The sequence below is a fragment of the Vibrio harveyi genome (assembly GCF_030060435.1).
Lineage (GTDB): Bacteria > Pseudomonadota > Gammaproteobacteria > Enterobacterales > Vibrionaceae > Vibrio > Vibrio harveyi.
This window is the reverse complement of the sequence record NZ_CP125875.1, coordinates 1924432-1937600: the sequence shown is the minus strand read 5'-3', so window position 1 is coordinate 1937600 and position 13169 is coordinate 1924432. Positions and strand designations below refer to the sequence as shown.

At 45.5% G+C, this 13169-nt stretch carries 16 protein-coding genes; 8 read left to right on the top strand and 8 right to left on the bottom strand.

Annotation, left to right across the window (positions count from 1 at the left end; all coding sequences use genetic code 11):
• Window positions 1-193: 193 nt before the first annotated feature.
• The 4 genes from QMY49_RS09260 to QMY49_RS09245 all read left to right on the top strand — a co-directional run bounded on the left by QMY49_RS09260 (window position 194) and on the right by QMY49_RS09245 (window position 3793).
• Window positions 194-634, top strand: coding sequence for a type III secretion system chaperone (locus QMY49_RS09260; protein ID WP_152163569.1), 441 nt, complete (start codon window positions 194-196; stop codon window positions 632-634).
• A 12-nt stretch (window positions 635-646) separates the two neighbouring features.
• The gene (locus QMY49_RS09255; protein ID WP_009698260.1) at window positions 647-1624 is read left to right on the top strand and encodes a hypothetical protein; all 978 of its coding nucleotides are present in this window, start codon (window positions 647-649) and stop codon (window positions 1622-1624) included.
• 220 nt (window positions 1625-1844) lie between these two features.
• Window positions 1845-2303: a CesT family type III secretion system chaperone gene (locus QMY49_RS09250; protein WP_017188265.1), complete on the top strand. Its 459-nt coding sequence runs from the start codon at window positions 1845-1847 to the stop codon at window positions 2301-2303.
• An 11-nt stretch (window positions 2304-2314) separates the two neighbouring features.
• The gene (locus tag QMY49_RS09245) at window positions 2315-3793 is read left to right on the top strand and encodes a single stranded DNA-binding domain-containing protein (protein WP_009698258.1); all 1479 of its coding nucleotides are present in this window, start codon (window positions 2315-2317) and stop codon (window positions 3791-3793) included.
• 186 nt (window positions 3794-3979) lie between these two features.
• Here the strand turns inward: QMY49_RS09245 and sctU are convergent, their stop codons facing one another.
• From sctU to vscN, 8 genes are all read right to left on the bottom strand, one after another.
• A complete protein-coding gene (gene sctU / locus QMY49_RS09240; protein ID WP_005450246.1) occupies window positions 3980-5032 on the bottom strand; it encodes a type III secretion system export apparatus subunit SctU in 1053 nt (350 codons plus the stop codon).
• Between the two features lie 122 nt (window positions 5033-5154).
• Window positions 5155-5937, bottom strand: coding sequence for a type III secretion system export apparatus subunit SctT (gene sctT, locus QMY49_RS09235; protein WP_283311159.1), 783 nt, complete (start codon window positions 5935-5937; stop codon window positions 5155-5157).
• Window positions 5934-6200 carry a SctS family type III secretion system export apparatus subunit VscS gene (gene vscS, locus QMY49_RS09230; RefSeq protein ID WP_005441784.1) on the bottom strand — a complete coding sequence of 89 codons (267 nt, stop codon included), beginning with the start codon at window positions 6198-6200 and terminating at the stop codon, window positions 5934-5936. The genes sctT and vscS overlap by 4 nt, the downstream gene beginning before the upstream one ends.
• A 13-nt stretch (window positions 6201-6213) precedes the next feature.
• Window positions 6214-6864, bottom strand: a complete 651-nt coding sequence (vscR, locus tag QMY49_RS09225; protein WP_005426130.1) for a SctR family type III secretion system export apparatus subunit VscR — start codon at window positions 6862-6864, stop codon at window positions 6214-6216.
• On the bottom strand, window positions 6861-7826 hold the full coding sequence (sctQ, locus tag QMY49_RS09220; RefSeq protein WP_050908109.1) for a type III secretion system cytoplasmic ring protein SctQ: 966 nt from the start codon (window positions 7824-7826) through the stop codon (window positions 6861-6863). The genes vscR and sctQ overlap by 4 nt, the downstream gene beginning before the upstream one ends.
• Complete coding sequence (locus QMY49_RS09215; RefSeq protein WP_283311154.1) at window positions 7823-9298, bottom strand: type III secretion system needle length determinant; 1476 nt, start codon at window positions 9296-9298, stop codon at window positions 7823-7825. Before QMY49_RS09215 ends, sctQ begins: the two co-directional genes overlap by 4 nt.
• Before the next feature lie 9 nt (window positions 9299-9307).
• Window positions 9308-9769, bottom strand: coding sequence for a type III secretion protein (locus QMY49_RS09210; protein ID WP_005441793.1), 462 nt, complete (start codon window positions 9767-9769; stop codon window positions 9308-9310).
• On the bottom strand, window positions 9766-11088 hold the full coding sequence (gene vscN, locus QMY49_RS09205) for a SctN family type III secretion system ATPase VscN (protein ID WP_283311153.1): 1323 nt from the start codon (window positions 11086-11088) through the stop codon (window positions 9766-9768). The genes QMY49_RS09210 and vscN overlap by 4 nt, the downstream gene beginning before the upstream one ends.
• Before the next feature lie 187 nt (window positions 11089-11275).
• Between vscN and sctW the strand changes: the two genes are divergently transcribed.
• The 4 genes from sctW to vscX are packed head-to-tail and all read left to right on the top strand — an operon-like array spanning window position 11276 to window position 13169.
• A complete protein-coding gene (gene sctW / locus QMY49_RS09200; RefSeq protein WP_005441804.1) occupies window positions 11276-12169 on the top strand; it encodes a type III secretion system gatekeeper subunit SctW in 894 nt (297 codons plus the stop codon).
• Complete coding sequence (locus tag QMY49_RS09195; protein WP_005441806.1) at window positions 12150-12434, top strand: TyeA family type III secretion system gatekeeper subunit; 285 nt, start codon at window positions 12150-12152, stop codon at window positions 12432-12434. The genes sctW and QMY49_RS09195 overlap by 20 nt, the downstream gene beginning before the upstream one ends.
• Entirely contained in the window at window positions 12421-12795 is a 375-nt protein-coding gene (sycN, locus tag QMY49_RS09190; protein ID WP_005441809.1) for a type III secretion chaperone SycN, read from the top strand. Before QMY49_RS09195 ends, sycN begins: the two co-directional genes overlap by 14 nt.
• Window positions 12792-13169: a type III secretion system protein VscX gene (vscX, locus tag QMY49_RS09185; protein WP_005441811.1), complete on the top strand. Its 378-nt coding sequence runs from the start codon at window positions 12792-12794 to the stop codon at window positions 13167-13169. The genes sycN and vscX overlap by 4 nt, the downstream gene beginning before the upstream one ends.

Sequence of the window (13169 nt, the reverse complement as noted above, 5' to 3'; positions counted from 1 at the left end):
AGCCTCATAAGAGCGGAACGTTTGCTCAAGAATACTTAATTTGGTTTTTGCAGTAATGGTTAGTTTAATAAAGTTAACCATAGTAATAAAAAATAAAACAAAAATGATGTGATAGATGTATTTTAAATTCGAGATTTTATATCTGGTTGTTAAATTAATACATCAATATCAAATATCAGGATAGTAGGTGAGTATGGATAAGGTGAATACCTTACTAATTGAACTTGGTAACACACTCGATATTGATCGAGTGACGGCATATGATAATCAAATGTGGGCTGTATATATGTCTGCAGGCAAAGAAGTTGAAGTTCAAAGCTTGGATGAGAGAGAAGAACTGTTATTTTCAATCAAGGTTTGCCAAGGTGAAGAAGCATTTGAGTTTAAAAAACTGCAGACACTTTTAGAATATAACTTCTTATACCGCGAATCAGGTGGCGTGCAGTTCTGCATAAACCCAGAAAACCAAGAAGTACACATGCAAGTAAGCATGCCAATGACGTCAGAAGTGAGTCGAGTTTCGACCATGATTACTCAGCTTATGGAGCTTTGCCAGTTGTGGAATCAATATCTAACGACTCAGCATCAGTCGGCTGAACAACACGAAAAGCTGCACTCTTTCATCTCTGTTTAAAAGGTTATGGTCATGGTAAATATCAATACATCACATATGCACTCGCTCAGCGAGCTGACTGCACACCTATCTACGCAAAATCAATCAGATGACAAAGAAGTCCGAGCTCATGGTGGCAAGGATATCTTTGTTAAAGAAGGTGCGCCGAAAAACACAAGTGTAAGCGCTCGTATCAATCACCAAAACAAAGCGAAAGCGATTGTAGTGGGTTTATTGGTTAAGCAAGGTCTGCCGAAAGACGTCGCAAAAGCCATGATGCAAAACGTACTTAATGGTGAGAATAAGCTGACTCTTGGAAACCTTAAAGATTTAGAGCGACTATCGACAGGACCACGAGAGAACTGGCCGAGTGTTTCAAGCACTTCAAAGCCATCCAGTACGGGTAAAACAGACCCTGCAGATGCCCTGATCAGAAAGCACCAAGGCGCACTGCAAAAGCTGGGTGATTTTGCCTGTACTGACCTTAATACGTTCGGTGACAAGCGATCTGAGTTCTATCAATCGAAAGCGAAACCAAGATTAGAGGGGTTCTACGCCAACCCAGCGAGAGTTCAACAAGATAAAAAAGCAACCATGTCGGCAAACATGGTTCAAGTCGCAGCGCAAAGAGGCAATAGCCCTCAAATGGGCACGCTGCAAAACATCGCGAAATCTGTTCAAGATGCTAAAGCCGGTTGCTGTACGACGTTTGCCTTTGCCGCCGCCTCTGAAATGATTCAAGGAATGCAAGGTGAAATGGATCAAAACACCAAGGTTGAAGTAGTGGCATTCAAGAAAGGACACTCAGGAACGCACTTGTATGTTCTGGTTGGTCGACAAGATGGTAGTGATATCAAAGACCCAAGTACATGGAATAAAGATGTGAAGATTGTAGACCCTTGGGCAGCATCAGCTTTTGGCGCAAGAATGTTTGGTGATATTGCTCATCCACCTGTTTCTAATATGTTCCCACCGTCTGAAGTTATTTTTGATAGCCATAAGTTAAATTAAAGATTTCATAATCGGTTGTTAATATTTAATCTCTTAAAAGAGCAGCATTTTGCTGCTCTTTTTTCATTTATTAAACTAAAAATTACTCATTGTTTATTTCTCATTTTTTGTGGCGCAAATCACGACAGTATCGTGAAACTAACAAAATAAAAGCCATTTTCGACATCGTAATTATGCCATTCGTTGTTTACTAGCAATAGTGAAACAGAAGGAATAAACGATGAATACATTACAAGTTCTATTGAAAGAGTTTTGCGAAATAAACGAGCTACCACCACTTTCTTTTTCTGAAGAAAATCGTTGCCAGTTATTGGTTGATGATCGTTACGTTATTTACTTTAGTGCGACAGAACAAAACGATCTTATTTTATCGGTGGCTTTTGGTGGGCTCGAAAAAAGCGGTGAACTGAGACTGAAAGGTCTCGAACTTCTCGCCCATGCTAATTATTTCGGTATTGCGGATGGGAGCTTAACGCTTTCACTTGCACCCAATGGTCGACAGTTGGTTCTTGCGGGGCGAAAGCCAATTGAGCATTTAAACGCAGCGAGCCTATCAACTTGGTTCCATGCCCTCAATGAGCAAACGCAACTCTGGCAGGCTCGATTTGCGATGCTAGACCAAGACCCAACCCAATTTATCAATCAAGAACAATCTCACGTTCAGACGCTTCGAGTTTAAGGAGTTCTCCCATGGTAAGTCCAACCAGCAAAATCAGTCAAAGCCCCGTTCCGAGCTTGGATCAATTCCGTTCTGTCGCGGCACAAAAAGATGATCGCGTTATCAGTAAGCGCGGTGAAGTCAAAGAGCCCTCGACCTTCCATAAAGGGCAAAAATTCGCAGCGGTGAGTGAAAACGTGCTGCGCTCGAAATATCAAAAGTACTTCCAAGAAAACATTAAGACTCACTTAGATTTAAAACAGGCGCTGTTAAAAGAAGAAAAACCAGAAACGGCATTATTGGCGTTCTCTCTTGTTAGCCCATCAGGTTATCGCGGCGAGCCTTTGACTGAGCGTAAGATCCTTGAAGTCGTCAGCCTATTGGAAGAAGTAAAGGTTGACGGAAGCGCTTATGAAAATCTAAAAGGCACGTTCGATTCGATCAGCAAAGACCCACGTTTACAAGTCAGTATCGAAAACCAATACCCAGGAAAGATGGATGGCTTTGGCGCTGAGTTACTTGAGATGGCGAAAGAGAAGATTAAAGGGACTGGTGTCAACGCAGCGATTAACTTGGCGCTACCGGGTGTTGGCTTGTTGGTTGCCACTGGGCGTGAATTGCATAAAGCCGCCGTCAATGGTGATGCAGAGGCATACCACCACCAATTGGATCAAATTGCCCAGTTACCCGGTCGTGACCAAAGGTTGGCACTGCCAATGCAGCAAGCGCTTGCACATGGGCACGCCACTCTGTCGGCAGAAGGCGCGATTGGTGCCACGTTAGGTATGGCAACAGGTAGCCTTGGAGCATTTGGTGTTACCTCCGTAGGTACCGCAGGTGTACTTCCTGTAGCAAAAGAAGCTCTAGGCAGTGTGGCAGCATCGGGCTTAATCAGTGGCTCTGGTTTTGTTGCTGGTCAAGCTGGCTCTTACGGCTTGAACAACGAAGTTCAAGATCAACTTCGTCAAGAGCCGATGTCTGGCGTGTTACCACGTATTGAAGTGTCTAACAGCAAGGGCGACTTTACTTTCAGCATGCAAGATGCAGCATCAGTGCGCGCTTTAATGGCGTACTTAGGTCCAAAGGAAGACAAGTCTATGACATCGCCTCAAGCACCAAAAGAAGCGCAAGAAATGGAAGCTGCGCGTTTGACGCTCAAGAAGATGTTGGGCTCAGATGCTAGCGAGCATTTAGTACCAGATGTCGATCCTATGCTTAAACTGAGTGTGGAAGATGCTCCAAGTCAAACTGAATCGGTGGCGAATGGTGCGTTTAAGAAACTGCTCAATGAAGATTGGGACTGGTTGATGCCAGCCGTCCGAGCCATTGATCAAGGTAAGGCGCAGGACATCAATAAGACTTTGACCTACAAACTGCCTCTTGATGCAGCGAACGGACGCGTGTACTTGGATAAAAGCCCGAACCTTGATGATGGGCAACTTTCGGCGCTGGAAAAGCTAGGTTCACCAAGCCAACTACGTTTGATGTACTTAGCAGAAGGTTGGATTTAACTGATTTGGCTTTAAACCAAAGTCCGCAGTGAAATCCTAGCGAACAAGAAAACACAAAAGGGAGCAGATGCTCCCTTTTGTTTTTGATGAAAAACCGTCTAATGAAAAAAAGTCAAAACAACCGTGACCAAGGCTTGCTGTTGTAAAGACAAAACTTGCTTCTGCTTATTGCTTCTTGTTTCTTATTTATTGTTCTTCGGATTGCTCCAAAGACGCAACCCAACGTAAGATCTCTGCGGTGGCTTCAATAAGATCGCCAGGTATGTATTGGTTTAGCTGGCCATCCGAATATAACGCACGTGCGAGTGGCACTTTCTGCATGACAGGAATCCCTTCTTCTTTGGCTATTGCAATCATGCGTTTCGCCATCGCATCGGTCTCTTTCAGGGTAATTACAGGTAGAGGTGTTTCGCCTTTCTTGTAGTACAAACCAATGGCAATGTGCGTTGGGTTTGTTACCAAAACATTTGAGCGTTTAACGTTATCTCTTTGGTTGGAGGCTTGCAGCTCTTGGTGCAACTGACGGCGCTTACTTTTGATTTCTGGACTGCCTTCCATCTCTTTGTATTCGCGCTTCACTTCATCCTTGGTCATCTTCAATTGTTTGGTATGGTCAAACTTTTGGTAAGCAAAGTCGGCAGCAGCAATCACAATAAAACCAACTGCCGAAATGATCATTAATTGTTTGATTAGCACGCCAGTGATGGTCGGTACACACTCTAATCCACAGGTAGGAATCTGCAGTAAAGTGTTTAAGTTACCTTTTAACGTTACCCAAATAATGCATGAAAGCAGCGAAACTTTAAGGATCGACTTAATAAACTCAATAATGCTCTTTAACGAGAAAATTCGCTTGGCCCCTTCAACTGGGTTGATCTTCTTGATATCTGGTTTGACAGATTCGCCACTAAACAGAAAGCCGAACTGACCCATGTTCGCCATGATGGCGATGAGAGCGGCGACTAAGATGATCGGTGCGAGCAGATAAACCATTTCTTTGGCAATGGCGATTGCTACATCGAGAAGAGCATCTTGAAAGCCCTGATACGCCAGCTCACTTGGTAATAAAAGTAGGGCGGAGATATGCGACATATAGTAATCGGCAAACGCAAATAGCACGGTGATCAAAGCCAGAATCAACGCCGATGAAACGATTTCCTGACTTTTTGCAACTTGCCCTTTTTGACGGGCATCCCGGAGTTTTTTCGGGGTGGGGAGTTCTGTTTTTTCTCCGCTCATTACTGGGCCTGTTTATCTTTCATAGTTAAATTTAGTTCAATCTAAAAGCGTTTTAATCATCGGAGAGGCGGAAGCTAGTGAACAGTCACCTATTCGCCTCTCTCCAATGTGTTCTTATGCGATCACCAAATGGTATTGAGCTGCTCTCTGAACACTACAATTTCAGAGAAAAGTGCTTGAAAGTGATTCATCATCAACGCCAAGTACACAATCAACAGCACACTGGCGATGGCACTTTTGATTGGCATTGCCAAGAAGAAAACGTTCAGCTGCGGTGCAAAACGGCTGATCAATGCCAGACCAAATTCGGCGAGGAACATCGCCAATACTAAAGGCGCAGACATCAATACCCCAAGCCACATTAATTGTTCGAACTGGGCATAGAAAAAGTGTACCCACTCTTCCGTTACGGACGGGAAAAAGCTGATGACGGGCCAAGAAGCATAACTGTTAAATAGCGCGTAAATAAAAGCGACAAAGCCACCGCCCGAGAAGAACAAGGTGATGAGAGTTTGAGTCAACAGTACTGCGGTTGGCGTCGATTGTGAGCCGAGGGTAGGGTTGAACATACTCGCCATTGCTGCGCCTCGTTGGTTATCCACGAGAAAGCCTGCCGCCTCGATTGCCCAAAAAGGGATCGCCGCAACAAAGCCAATCAGCAGACCTAACAGTACCTCTTTGCCCAAGATGATCATCAACCAGATCCCATCCGTTTCTGCGGGCAAATCCTGCTGGTTAATCATCGGAAAAATAAACAACGCAAGGGAGCACAAGACACCATTTCTCACCATGGTGCCGCCCAGAGTTTGCTTGTTTAAGATGGGCAGAAATATAAAGCAAGCCATTAACCTAGGAAGCGTTAAGCTGTATAGGAACAACGCTTGGTGCAAATCATCGTAACTCATCGTATTTGCGGGATTTTATCCAAAGCTAATGTTGCAAAGGCATGCAGTTCTGCGCCTAGCCACTGTGTGGTGACGAACAAGGTAATGATGACGGCGATCAGTTTAACGACAAAACCCAACGTCTGTTCCTGCACTTGAGTTAACGCCTGAATGAGCGAGACCAAAGTACCAACCAGCGCTGCAACGACAATCGGTGGCAGCGACAAGAACAGAACAAGCGTCAAAGCTTGAGTGGTAAAGTGGATTATTTCAGCCGGATTCATGCTTCTCTCCTTACTATCCGTAACTGAGCACTAAGCCATGAGTCAGCTTGGTCCAACCGTCTAGCAATACAAACAGCAGCAGTTTGAACGGTAGCGAGATTGTCATCGGCGATACCATCATCATGCCCATTGCCAATAGGATGTTGGACACGATCAGGTCGATTGCGATGAAAGGTAGGTACAACAAGAAACCAATCTCAAACGCCCTAGTCAACTCGCTTACCGTAAAGGCGGGGAGCAACAACAATAAGCTGTCTGATTCCAAACGATCGACGTACTTTTGTGGCCACAATGTTCTTGCCGCATCGGTAAAAAACACCGATTCGGTTTCACGAATGTGCTTCTTCAAAAACTCACGATACGGTTGCAATCCGCTCTCAATCAGTCCTTCGATACTCTCGGAATCTTCTAGGGATATTTCATGCTGCGTCACGTAGTCATAGGTTTCAAAACCCACTGGTGCCATGATGAAGATCGACAGAATGATCGCCAATCCATAGAGCGCCATGTTAGGTGGTATTTGTTGTACACCCAGTGCGTTTCGCAATAGGGAAAATACCACCGCCAGCTTAACGAAAGAAGTCGCCATCATTGCAATGAAAGGAATCAAAGCAAGTAGGGCGAGTGTGACGATGAGGTTCAGTTCATCAGGTAACTGGATCATGCTGGCTCCTGACTACCGCCAAACAGTTCGAGTACACGCACACCTAGACGTTCATTGATGTTCACCAATTCGCACTCACCAATGATTTTGCCATTTGCTCGCATTGTCACTGGGTTAGAAATTGGTTGGTTAAGTTCAAAGGTAAAACCAGGTTGCAGAGCGTTAAGTTGCTCTAAAGTAATGGTCTGCTGACCAACATCAAACGTGAGTTCAATTGGCAGTTGCTGGTGGTCGGTAAGTGCTTCAGAGCTATTGATATCGTTCATATTGGTTTCTTTTTCTAGGATATGGAGTGTGGTTTCGTCGAGTTGGCATCGCCAAAGGTTTTGATTGGATACCTGAAAGAGCACTTGATGTTGTGCGATGTAGCAATCATCGAAGAACACCACATCGCCCAGTTCCAATTGTTCAAATTGACCGAGTGCTAAACGTGTTTTGCCAAAGCTCAGCCAGAACGGCAGCGCAATGTTTTGGCTTAGGTAAGACGGTGCTTGTGGCAAGGCGTCAATCAGCACATCTCGACCTTCATTTACCCATAGGCTAAGAGAGGCGTCATCACGGTTGATGGTAAGCATCAACACATTTTCTTGCTGAGCTTGCTGTTCATGAGCTTGCAATTTACTCAACACTGGCAGTTGCCCAAACAGACGCTTAATGACATCGGTGTAGGGCTCAATCTGACTGCTGAGTAGCGCCATTTGCAATGAGTTTGGCAGCGATTCAAATGCCGTTGATTCAAGCATGCCATGTAGCCACTGTTGTAACTGCGCACCACAAAAATCGATTTGAATCGTTTGTCCGCCAATGAGTAGCGTTAAACGGTAGCCCGAAAATTCAGGCTTTTGTCCAAGCGTGACCGACAGGCTGTTGCTCTGGCTATCTTGAAAGTGACATTGCTTCGCACACAGTTGGTTGCTTAGTGCGATGCTCGATGCGTCGACCTTGGGAAAATCAAGTATCATCGTTCGTCCTCAGGTTTCCATTCATCATAAATACTGCGTTGTTGTCGCGAGCGTTGTTGATCTTGTTGTTGGTTCATTTGTTCGCTGACCGAGATTCGAATTGGTTGGTCGATACCCAAGCGTTGCAAGCGCTCAACTAATTCTTGTTTAGCGTTTTGATTGATCAGTGACAGGGCATGCTCTTGCTTGATCAGAACGCTGTAACCAGAACTGTCATGTTTAATCGAGATCTCGCCACCTTTTAACTGACCTTCGTTGAGAAGCAGTCGGACTTCCTTCTCGTTCGCACTTGGCAAAGACACATAGATCTTGTCAACCAGCTTGCTGATCAGCTCGTTCACATCTCTTGCCGAACTTTGTGGTGCTTGTGCCTCCATACTTTTGAGGATCACATCACCTTGGGTGGTCGGCTGGCTTATATTCGACGCCGAGAACAGTTTGGTGTCGGCTTCAGGCGTCGAATGATGTAAATCAATGTGCTTCGAGTGTTTTAGCTTCTCTTCAAACGCTGACAACGCAGCTTTCGCTTCTGCATTAGTTTGCGCGTTACTTAAAGTGCCTGCTTCTTTTGTTGTCGTATCTGGCTTTTGTCGCTGACCATTTAATACGTTTTGCACGGCGGTAACAGCTTTGCCATCAAGCTGGATTGGCGTTGGTTGACTATTCAAGTCTTTTTGGAAACCGCCAATAATGGCTTTAGGATCGTGATACAGACCATCAAGAGATGCGGTTGAACCTGCTGAATCAGCTTGGTTATCACGAGTCGTTTTTTCTTTTGTTGCTGAGGAACCGACGGATTGGTTTTTCACAATGACTTCCTCTTGCTGCTGTGCATGTTTACCTGCCATATTACTCAGAGGCGCTTTTTCAGATAGAGATTGAGCAGCGTCTTTATCGTTGTTTTCGGCAGGAGATTTGTCCTTGCTTGGGCGCTCCGTTATCCCCGTATTGTGCAAGCTGTTCTCATGCTTTATGCGTTCTTTATCGCCAATCGCTTGCTCGACTAACGAGTTAGGCTTAACGGGTTTTGTGATATCTGATTCCGCTTCTGTCGCGGTCTTTGGCTGTTCTACAGCATCACTGTTCGAAGCGTCTTTTGAAGCTTGATGATTTGTGCCTAGCGTAGAGTCTTTTTCTAACGGAGAAAGATTGGCTTTAGCAGCATGTTTCGCGCTGTCTGAACTGTCAGCACCGTTTGTACTGCCAGCTTTGTCCGTTTTTTCAGAAGAAGCTTGGTCTTTGGCTCTTTCTTGCTCAGGCTGAGCTGTAGGCTTCAGGGGCTCGAACTTATCTAAACTCAATGCCGCTTTGTACAAACGAGTCGTCTCTTGACTATGCTCCGCTTCTGACGGCATTGGCTTAAGAGCGTTGTTAAAGCGAGACTCAAGTTCTTCAGAGATGTTGCTTGCTGGACTCTGTTGACCTTGTTGTGAGAATTCTGTTGTGTTTGGGTGATCGTGTTTGACTCGCATCTTTACCTTCTATGAAACAACGACGCTACGAAACTCTTCCTGTTCGAGCTCTTCTTGGTACTGCACTTGACGCATTTGTTCAGCAATTTCTTGTTCGTTTAGCTGAATGAATTTTTCTTTTGTTTTATGAGCGGCAAGGGCTTCTTGTTTTCTTTCTTTAAGCCGTTGGTTTTCTTGTTCTAATGCTTTTTTTGCCTCTGCGGCACGTTGTTTTAAATCTGCTTCTCTCTCCCTTAATAGCGCGATTTCTTGGCGTAATATTTCAAGCTCTTTTAGTACCACCGTTTTCTGCTTCGCTTTGGCAAACCGTCGCTCTTCTTCCTCTTTTCGCCATTGGTGATAATCGACCACGGACTGCTCGGCTTTTCGCAATAAAGAAAGCGCACTATTGACTCGATACTCTTGCTGCTGAACGGCACTGTCTGCTCGATCAGCTCGAATCTTTTTTATCTCTAGTAACTGCTCGATCATAAGCCCGCCAGTCCTCGTAACTGAGTCACGGTTTCGTAGAGTTCACTTGGTTCGTGTGTGCCTTGGCGCAAAAACGCTCGGATATCATCACCTTGTGCAATTGCCATATCCGCGCGGCTGTCAGCACCATGTTGGTATTCACCAATTTTGATCAGCAGTTCCACTTCTTCATATTTTGCCAACATTTCACGCATATGAGCTGCCGACGCTTGATGCGTTTTGTCCACGATTTGGTTCATCACACGGCTCGCGGAGCGAAGTACATCGATAGCTGGGTAGTGGTTCATCGCTGCCAGTTTGCGAGAAAGAATGATGTGACCATCCAGTATCGAGCGAGTCTCATCGGCAACTGGCTCTGTCATATCGTCACCTTCTACAAGCACGGTATACAGCGCGGTAATGGAACCTTTATCTGATTGACCCGCACGTTCCATCAGTTTTGGTAGTGCAGCGAAAACAGAGGGCGGATAGCCTCGTCGTGTTGGTGGTTCACCAGCAGCCAAGCCAATCTCACGCTGAGCTCGGGCAAAACGCGTCACTGAATCCATAAGCAGCAAGACACGTTTACCTTGGTCTCGGAAGTACTCCGCGATAGAGGTCGCGACAAACGCAGCTTTGGCACGTTCCATTGCTGGTCTGTCGGAGGTCGCAACAACCAATACTGACCTTGCCATGCCTTCTTCACCAAGGTCGTGCTCGATAAATTCTCTTACCTCACGACCCCTTTCACCGATAAGGGCGAGGACCGTTACATCAACATCGGCAGAGCGAATAAGTTTCGCGAGTAGGGTACTTTTACCACCGCCTGCTGCCGCAAAAATACCCATCCTTTGTCCTTCGCCACAGGTGAGCAATCCGTCTATCGAACGAACCCCCATGGAAATGGGTTTCTCGATCAGTTTTCTCTGCATCGGCGGCGGCGCGTCTCTGTAAACCGGATACCAAGCACTCGGCTCTTTGCTTTGGGTGCCATCAAACGGTCGCCCCAGACCATCCAGAATCTTCCCTAACAGGTGAGCGCCAACACCCACTTCGTGCATCTTCCCAAGCGGGCTTACTTCGGTATTGGAGGAAATACCAAACATGTTGCCAAGTGGGGTGAGTAACGCGTGATGTTGTTGAAAGCCAACCACTTCCGCTAGCAGTGACAAGGTTTGATCCGGGTTACGCAACTCACAAAGTTCACCGACACGTACACCTGGCACCACGGCTTTGATGATGGTGCCGGTAACTTGAGTAACTCGACCGCGGATTTGGATCAAACGTGTCTGTTTGATTGCAGATTGTTGGGTTTCGGTGATGTATGAGAAGTCGTTCAATTTAGGAAAACATGCGCAATAACTGATGCTGAGAGAATAAAAAGGATGGTGCAGTATTTATAGTGACTATTGGTCGGGAGTTTTTAGAAAACTTAAAACGCCCTAAAAAAACACGTCTGATTTTGACAGCCCGTTGCAAATGCAATTCTTATAATTCGCTCATATTGTACGAAAGGAGTGCAAGTGAATGAGTATTATCAATAATCAAATTACAACGGGTAACAAGTTTGACACGCCAATTCGAAGCGGTCTTGAGTCTTCACGTTCTGGGGAGTCAATTGGTGGCAACTATCGAGGCGAAACTGTCCGTGTACACAATGCTACTCAATCACTGTTTGACGCGATGGAAGAGCTGACGTCATTAGGCTCAGAAAAAGCGGAAAAAGATCTGACCAAACGCAAAGTGAAAGATGGCGGTATTCGCGTTAATGAAGCCCACGAGTTGGTTTCTGATTACCTAAGAAAAGTGCCTGATCTTGAGAAGAACCAAAAGATCAAAGACCTTGCTGCCAAAATGGCAAGTGGCAACTTATCAACAATTGCCCAGTTACAAGCGTACCTTAATGGTTTTTCTGAAGAGAAAAGCCACCAGTACCTTGCATTAAAAGCGGTGAAAAAGTTTCTTGGCGCTAACCCAGAAAGTAAGAACCTACTGGCGCTGATCGACCAAGCCCTTCTGAACTTTGAGCAAAACCCAGATTCATGGTCTCAAATTGATACTGAAATTCGCGTATCCAGTTTTGCGGACGAATACAGCCAAGAACAAGGCTTCAGCAGTTTGCACCAACTGCGTGGTTTCTATCGCGACACCGTACATAGCTACCAAGGTTTAGGCTCAGCATACAAGGATGTGGTTGAGCGCTTTGGTGAAAAAGAGGTGTCTACGGCGGTCGACTTTATGTTGCAAGGCATGAGTGCTGACTTAAGCGTTCAAGGTAGCAATATCGACTCAGTTAAGTTGCAGCTTTTGATGTCAGATATGCAAAAGCTTAAAACGCTGAACACCCTTCAAGACCAAGTTGGCAATCTCTATCAGATGTTTAAACCTCAGCAGGCAAGCCATGGCTTATCAAGTTACTGATTTGATGTCAGATGTCATTGCTTTGGTTGAGCAGCGCTGGGTGGGCAGTGAAGAGATCTGGAACTTAGCGAATGCCATGGAATTGGAATCCACCGAGCGAAAAATTAGCTTTTTCAGAGAGCTGCATAAACTGGTTCGGCATATCCCAATTGATGTGTTTAACGATGAAGAACAGCGACAAAACCTAATACAAGCCGTGCAAAAAGCGCTTGATGAAGCGATTGATTTAGAAGAAGAGGAAATGTGGGACGATGAATTGGATTGATGCGTCAGTGGATGATTTTTGCCGAGGAATGGGGCTTGACGCTGTAGATTTCTCGTCAGCAGGACGTGTTCAGTTGAGCTTTGAACAGAGCGGTACTTTGCACCTTGAGAAGCATCAGGACTGTTTGTTTCTTATGTTGGCGAAAGCGCTGCCGTGGCATCAATCTAATGAGCCGATCAAGAAGGCACTGAGCTTTTGCCATGCAGGGCAAGGTTGGCCATTTACCATTAAAACCGGATTGCTCGATGAACAGACGCTGGTTTTCTCTGCGCAAATTGAAGGTGATGAAGTGACATTGCCAACCATCGAACAAGCATTCGCGCTCTTGGTTCGCTTACACAATGATGTGGCGAATTCATGAGTAGAATTAGTACGTTAAACGTTGGTATTGAAGGCTTTACTCATGTCTCTCTTGAGCAAGTTGAAAACGATTTCCCACAGCGCTTTCAACTGTTGCCTGATGGTCAAGCCATCGCGACGCACTTAGAGAAACTGTATGAGCTTCGCCCATCTGAGCAGTACTTGATGTCGCTCGCCAAGCCAAAGCTTACCCATTCAGAGCTACTTCGCCCAGACAAGTATCGTCAGCAGTTTGATACGACTCAGCAGCGACTTCAGGAATTGGCACAGCAAAACGGTTCCCATGCGCTTTCCCAAGCGGTGGAAACGCTGCAAAACACGCAATTAGACCAACGTTATCTCACCATGGCGTTGAATCTACTGATTCAGGTTTAA

Bases quoted from the DNA above. Each gene is read 5' to 3' on its own strand.
- QMY49_RS09260 (WP_152163569.1), top strand. From the start codon at position 194: ATGGATAAGGTGAATACCTTACTAATTGAACTTGGTAACACACTCGAT.
- QMY49_RS09255 (WP_009698260.1), top strand. From the start codon at position 647: ATGGTAAATATCAATACATCACATATGCACTCGCTCAGCGAGCTGACT.
- QMY49_RS09250 (WP_017188265.1), top strand. From the start codon at position 1,845: ATGAATACATTACAAGTTCTATTGAAAGAGTTTTGCGAAATAAACGAG.
- QMY49_RS09245 (WP_009698258.1), top strand. From the start codon at position 2,315: ATGGTAAGTCCAACCAGCAAAATCAGTCAAAGCCCCGTTCCGAGCTTG.
- sctU (WP_005450246.1), bottom strand. From the start codon at position 5,032: ATGAGCGGAGAAAAAACAGAACTCCCCACCCCGAAAAAACTCCGGGAT.
- sctT (WP_283311159.1), bottom strand. From the start codon at position 5,937: ATGAGTTACGATGATTTGCACCAAGCGTTGTTCCTATACAGCTTAACG.
- vscS (WP_005441784.1), bottom strand. From the start codon at position 6,200: ATGAATCCGGCTGAAATAATCCACTTTACCACTCAAGCTTTGACGCTT.
- vscR (WP_005426130.1), bottom strand. From the start codon at position 6,864: ATGATCCAGTTACCTGATGAACTGAACCTCATCGTCACACTCGCCCTA.
- sctQ (WP_050908109.1), bottom strand. From the start codon at position 7,826: ATGATACTTGATTTTCCCAAGGTCGACGCATCGAGCATCGCACTAAGC.
- QMY49_RS09215 (WP_283311154.1), bottom strand. From the start codon at position 9,298: ATGCGAGTCAAACACGATCACCCAAACACAACAGAATTCTCACAACAA.
- QMY49_RS09210 (WP_005441793.1), bottom strand. From the start codon at position 9,769: ATGATCGAGCAGTTACTAGAGATAAAAAAGATTCGAGCTGATCGAGCA.
- sctW (WP_005441804.1), top strand. From the start codon at position 11,276: ATGAGTATTATCAATAATCAAATTACAACGGGTAACAAGTTTGACACG.
- QMY49_RS09195 (WP_005441806.1), top strand. From the start codon at position 12,150: ATGGCTTATCAAGTTACTGATTTGATGTCAGATGTCATTGCTTTGGTT.
- sycN (WP_005441809.1), top strand. From the start codon at position 12,421: ATGAATTGGATTGATGCGTCAGTGGATGATTTTTGCCGAGGAATGGGG.
- vscX (WP_005441811.1), top strand. From the start codon at position 12,792: ATGAGTAGAATTAGTACGTTAAACGTTGGTATTGAAGGCTTTACTCAT.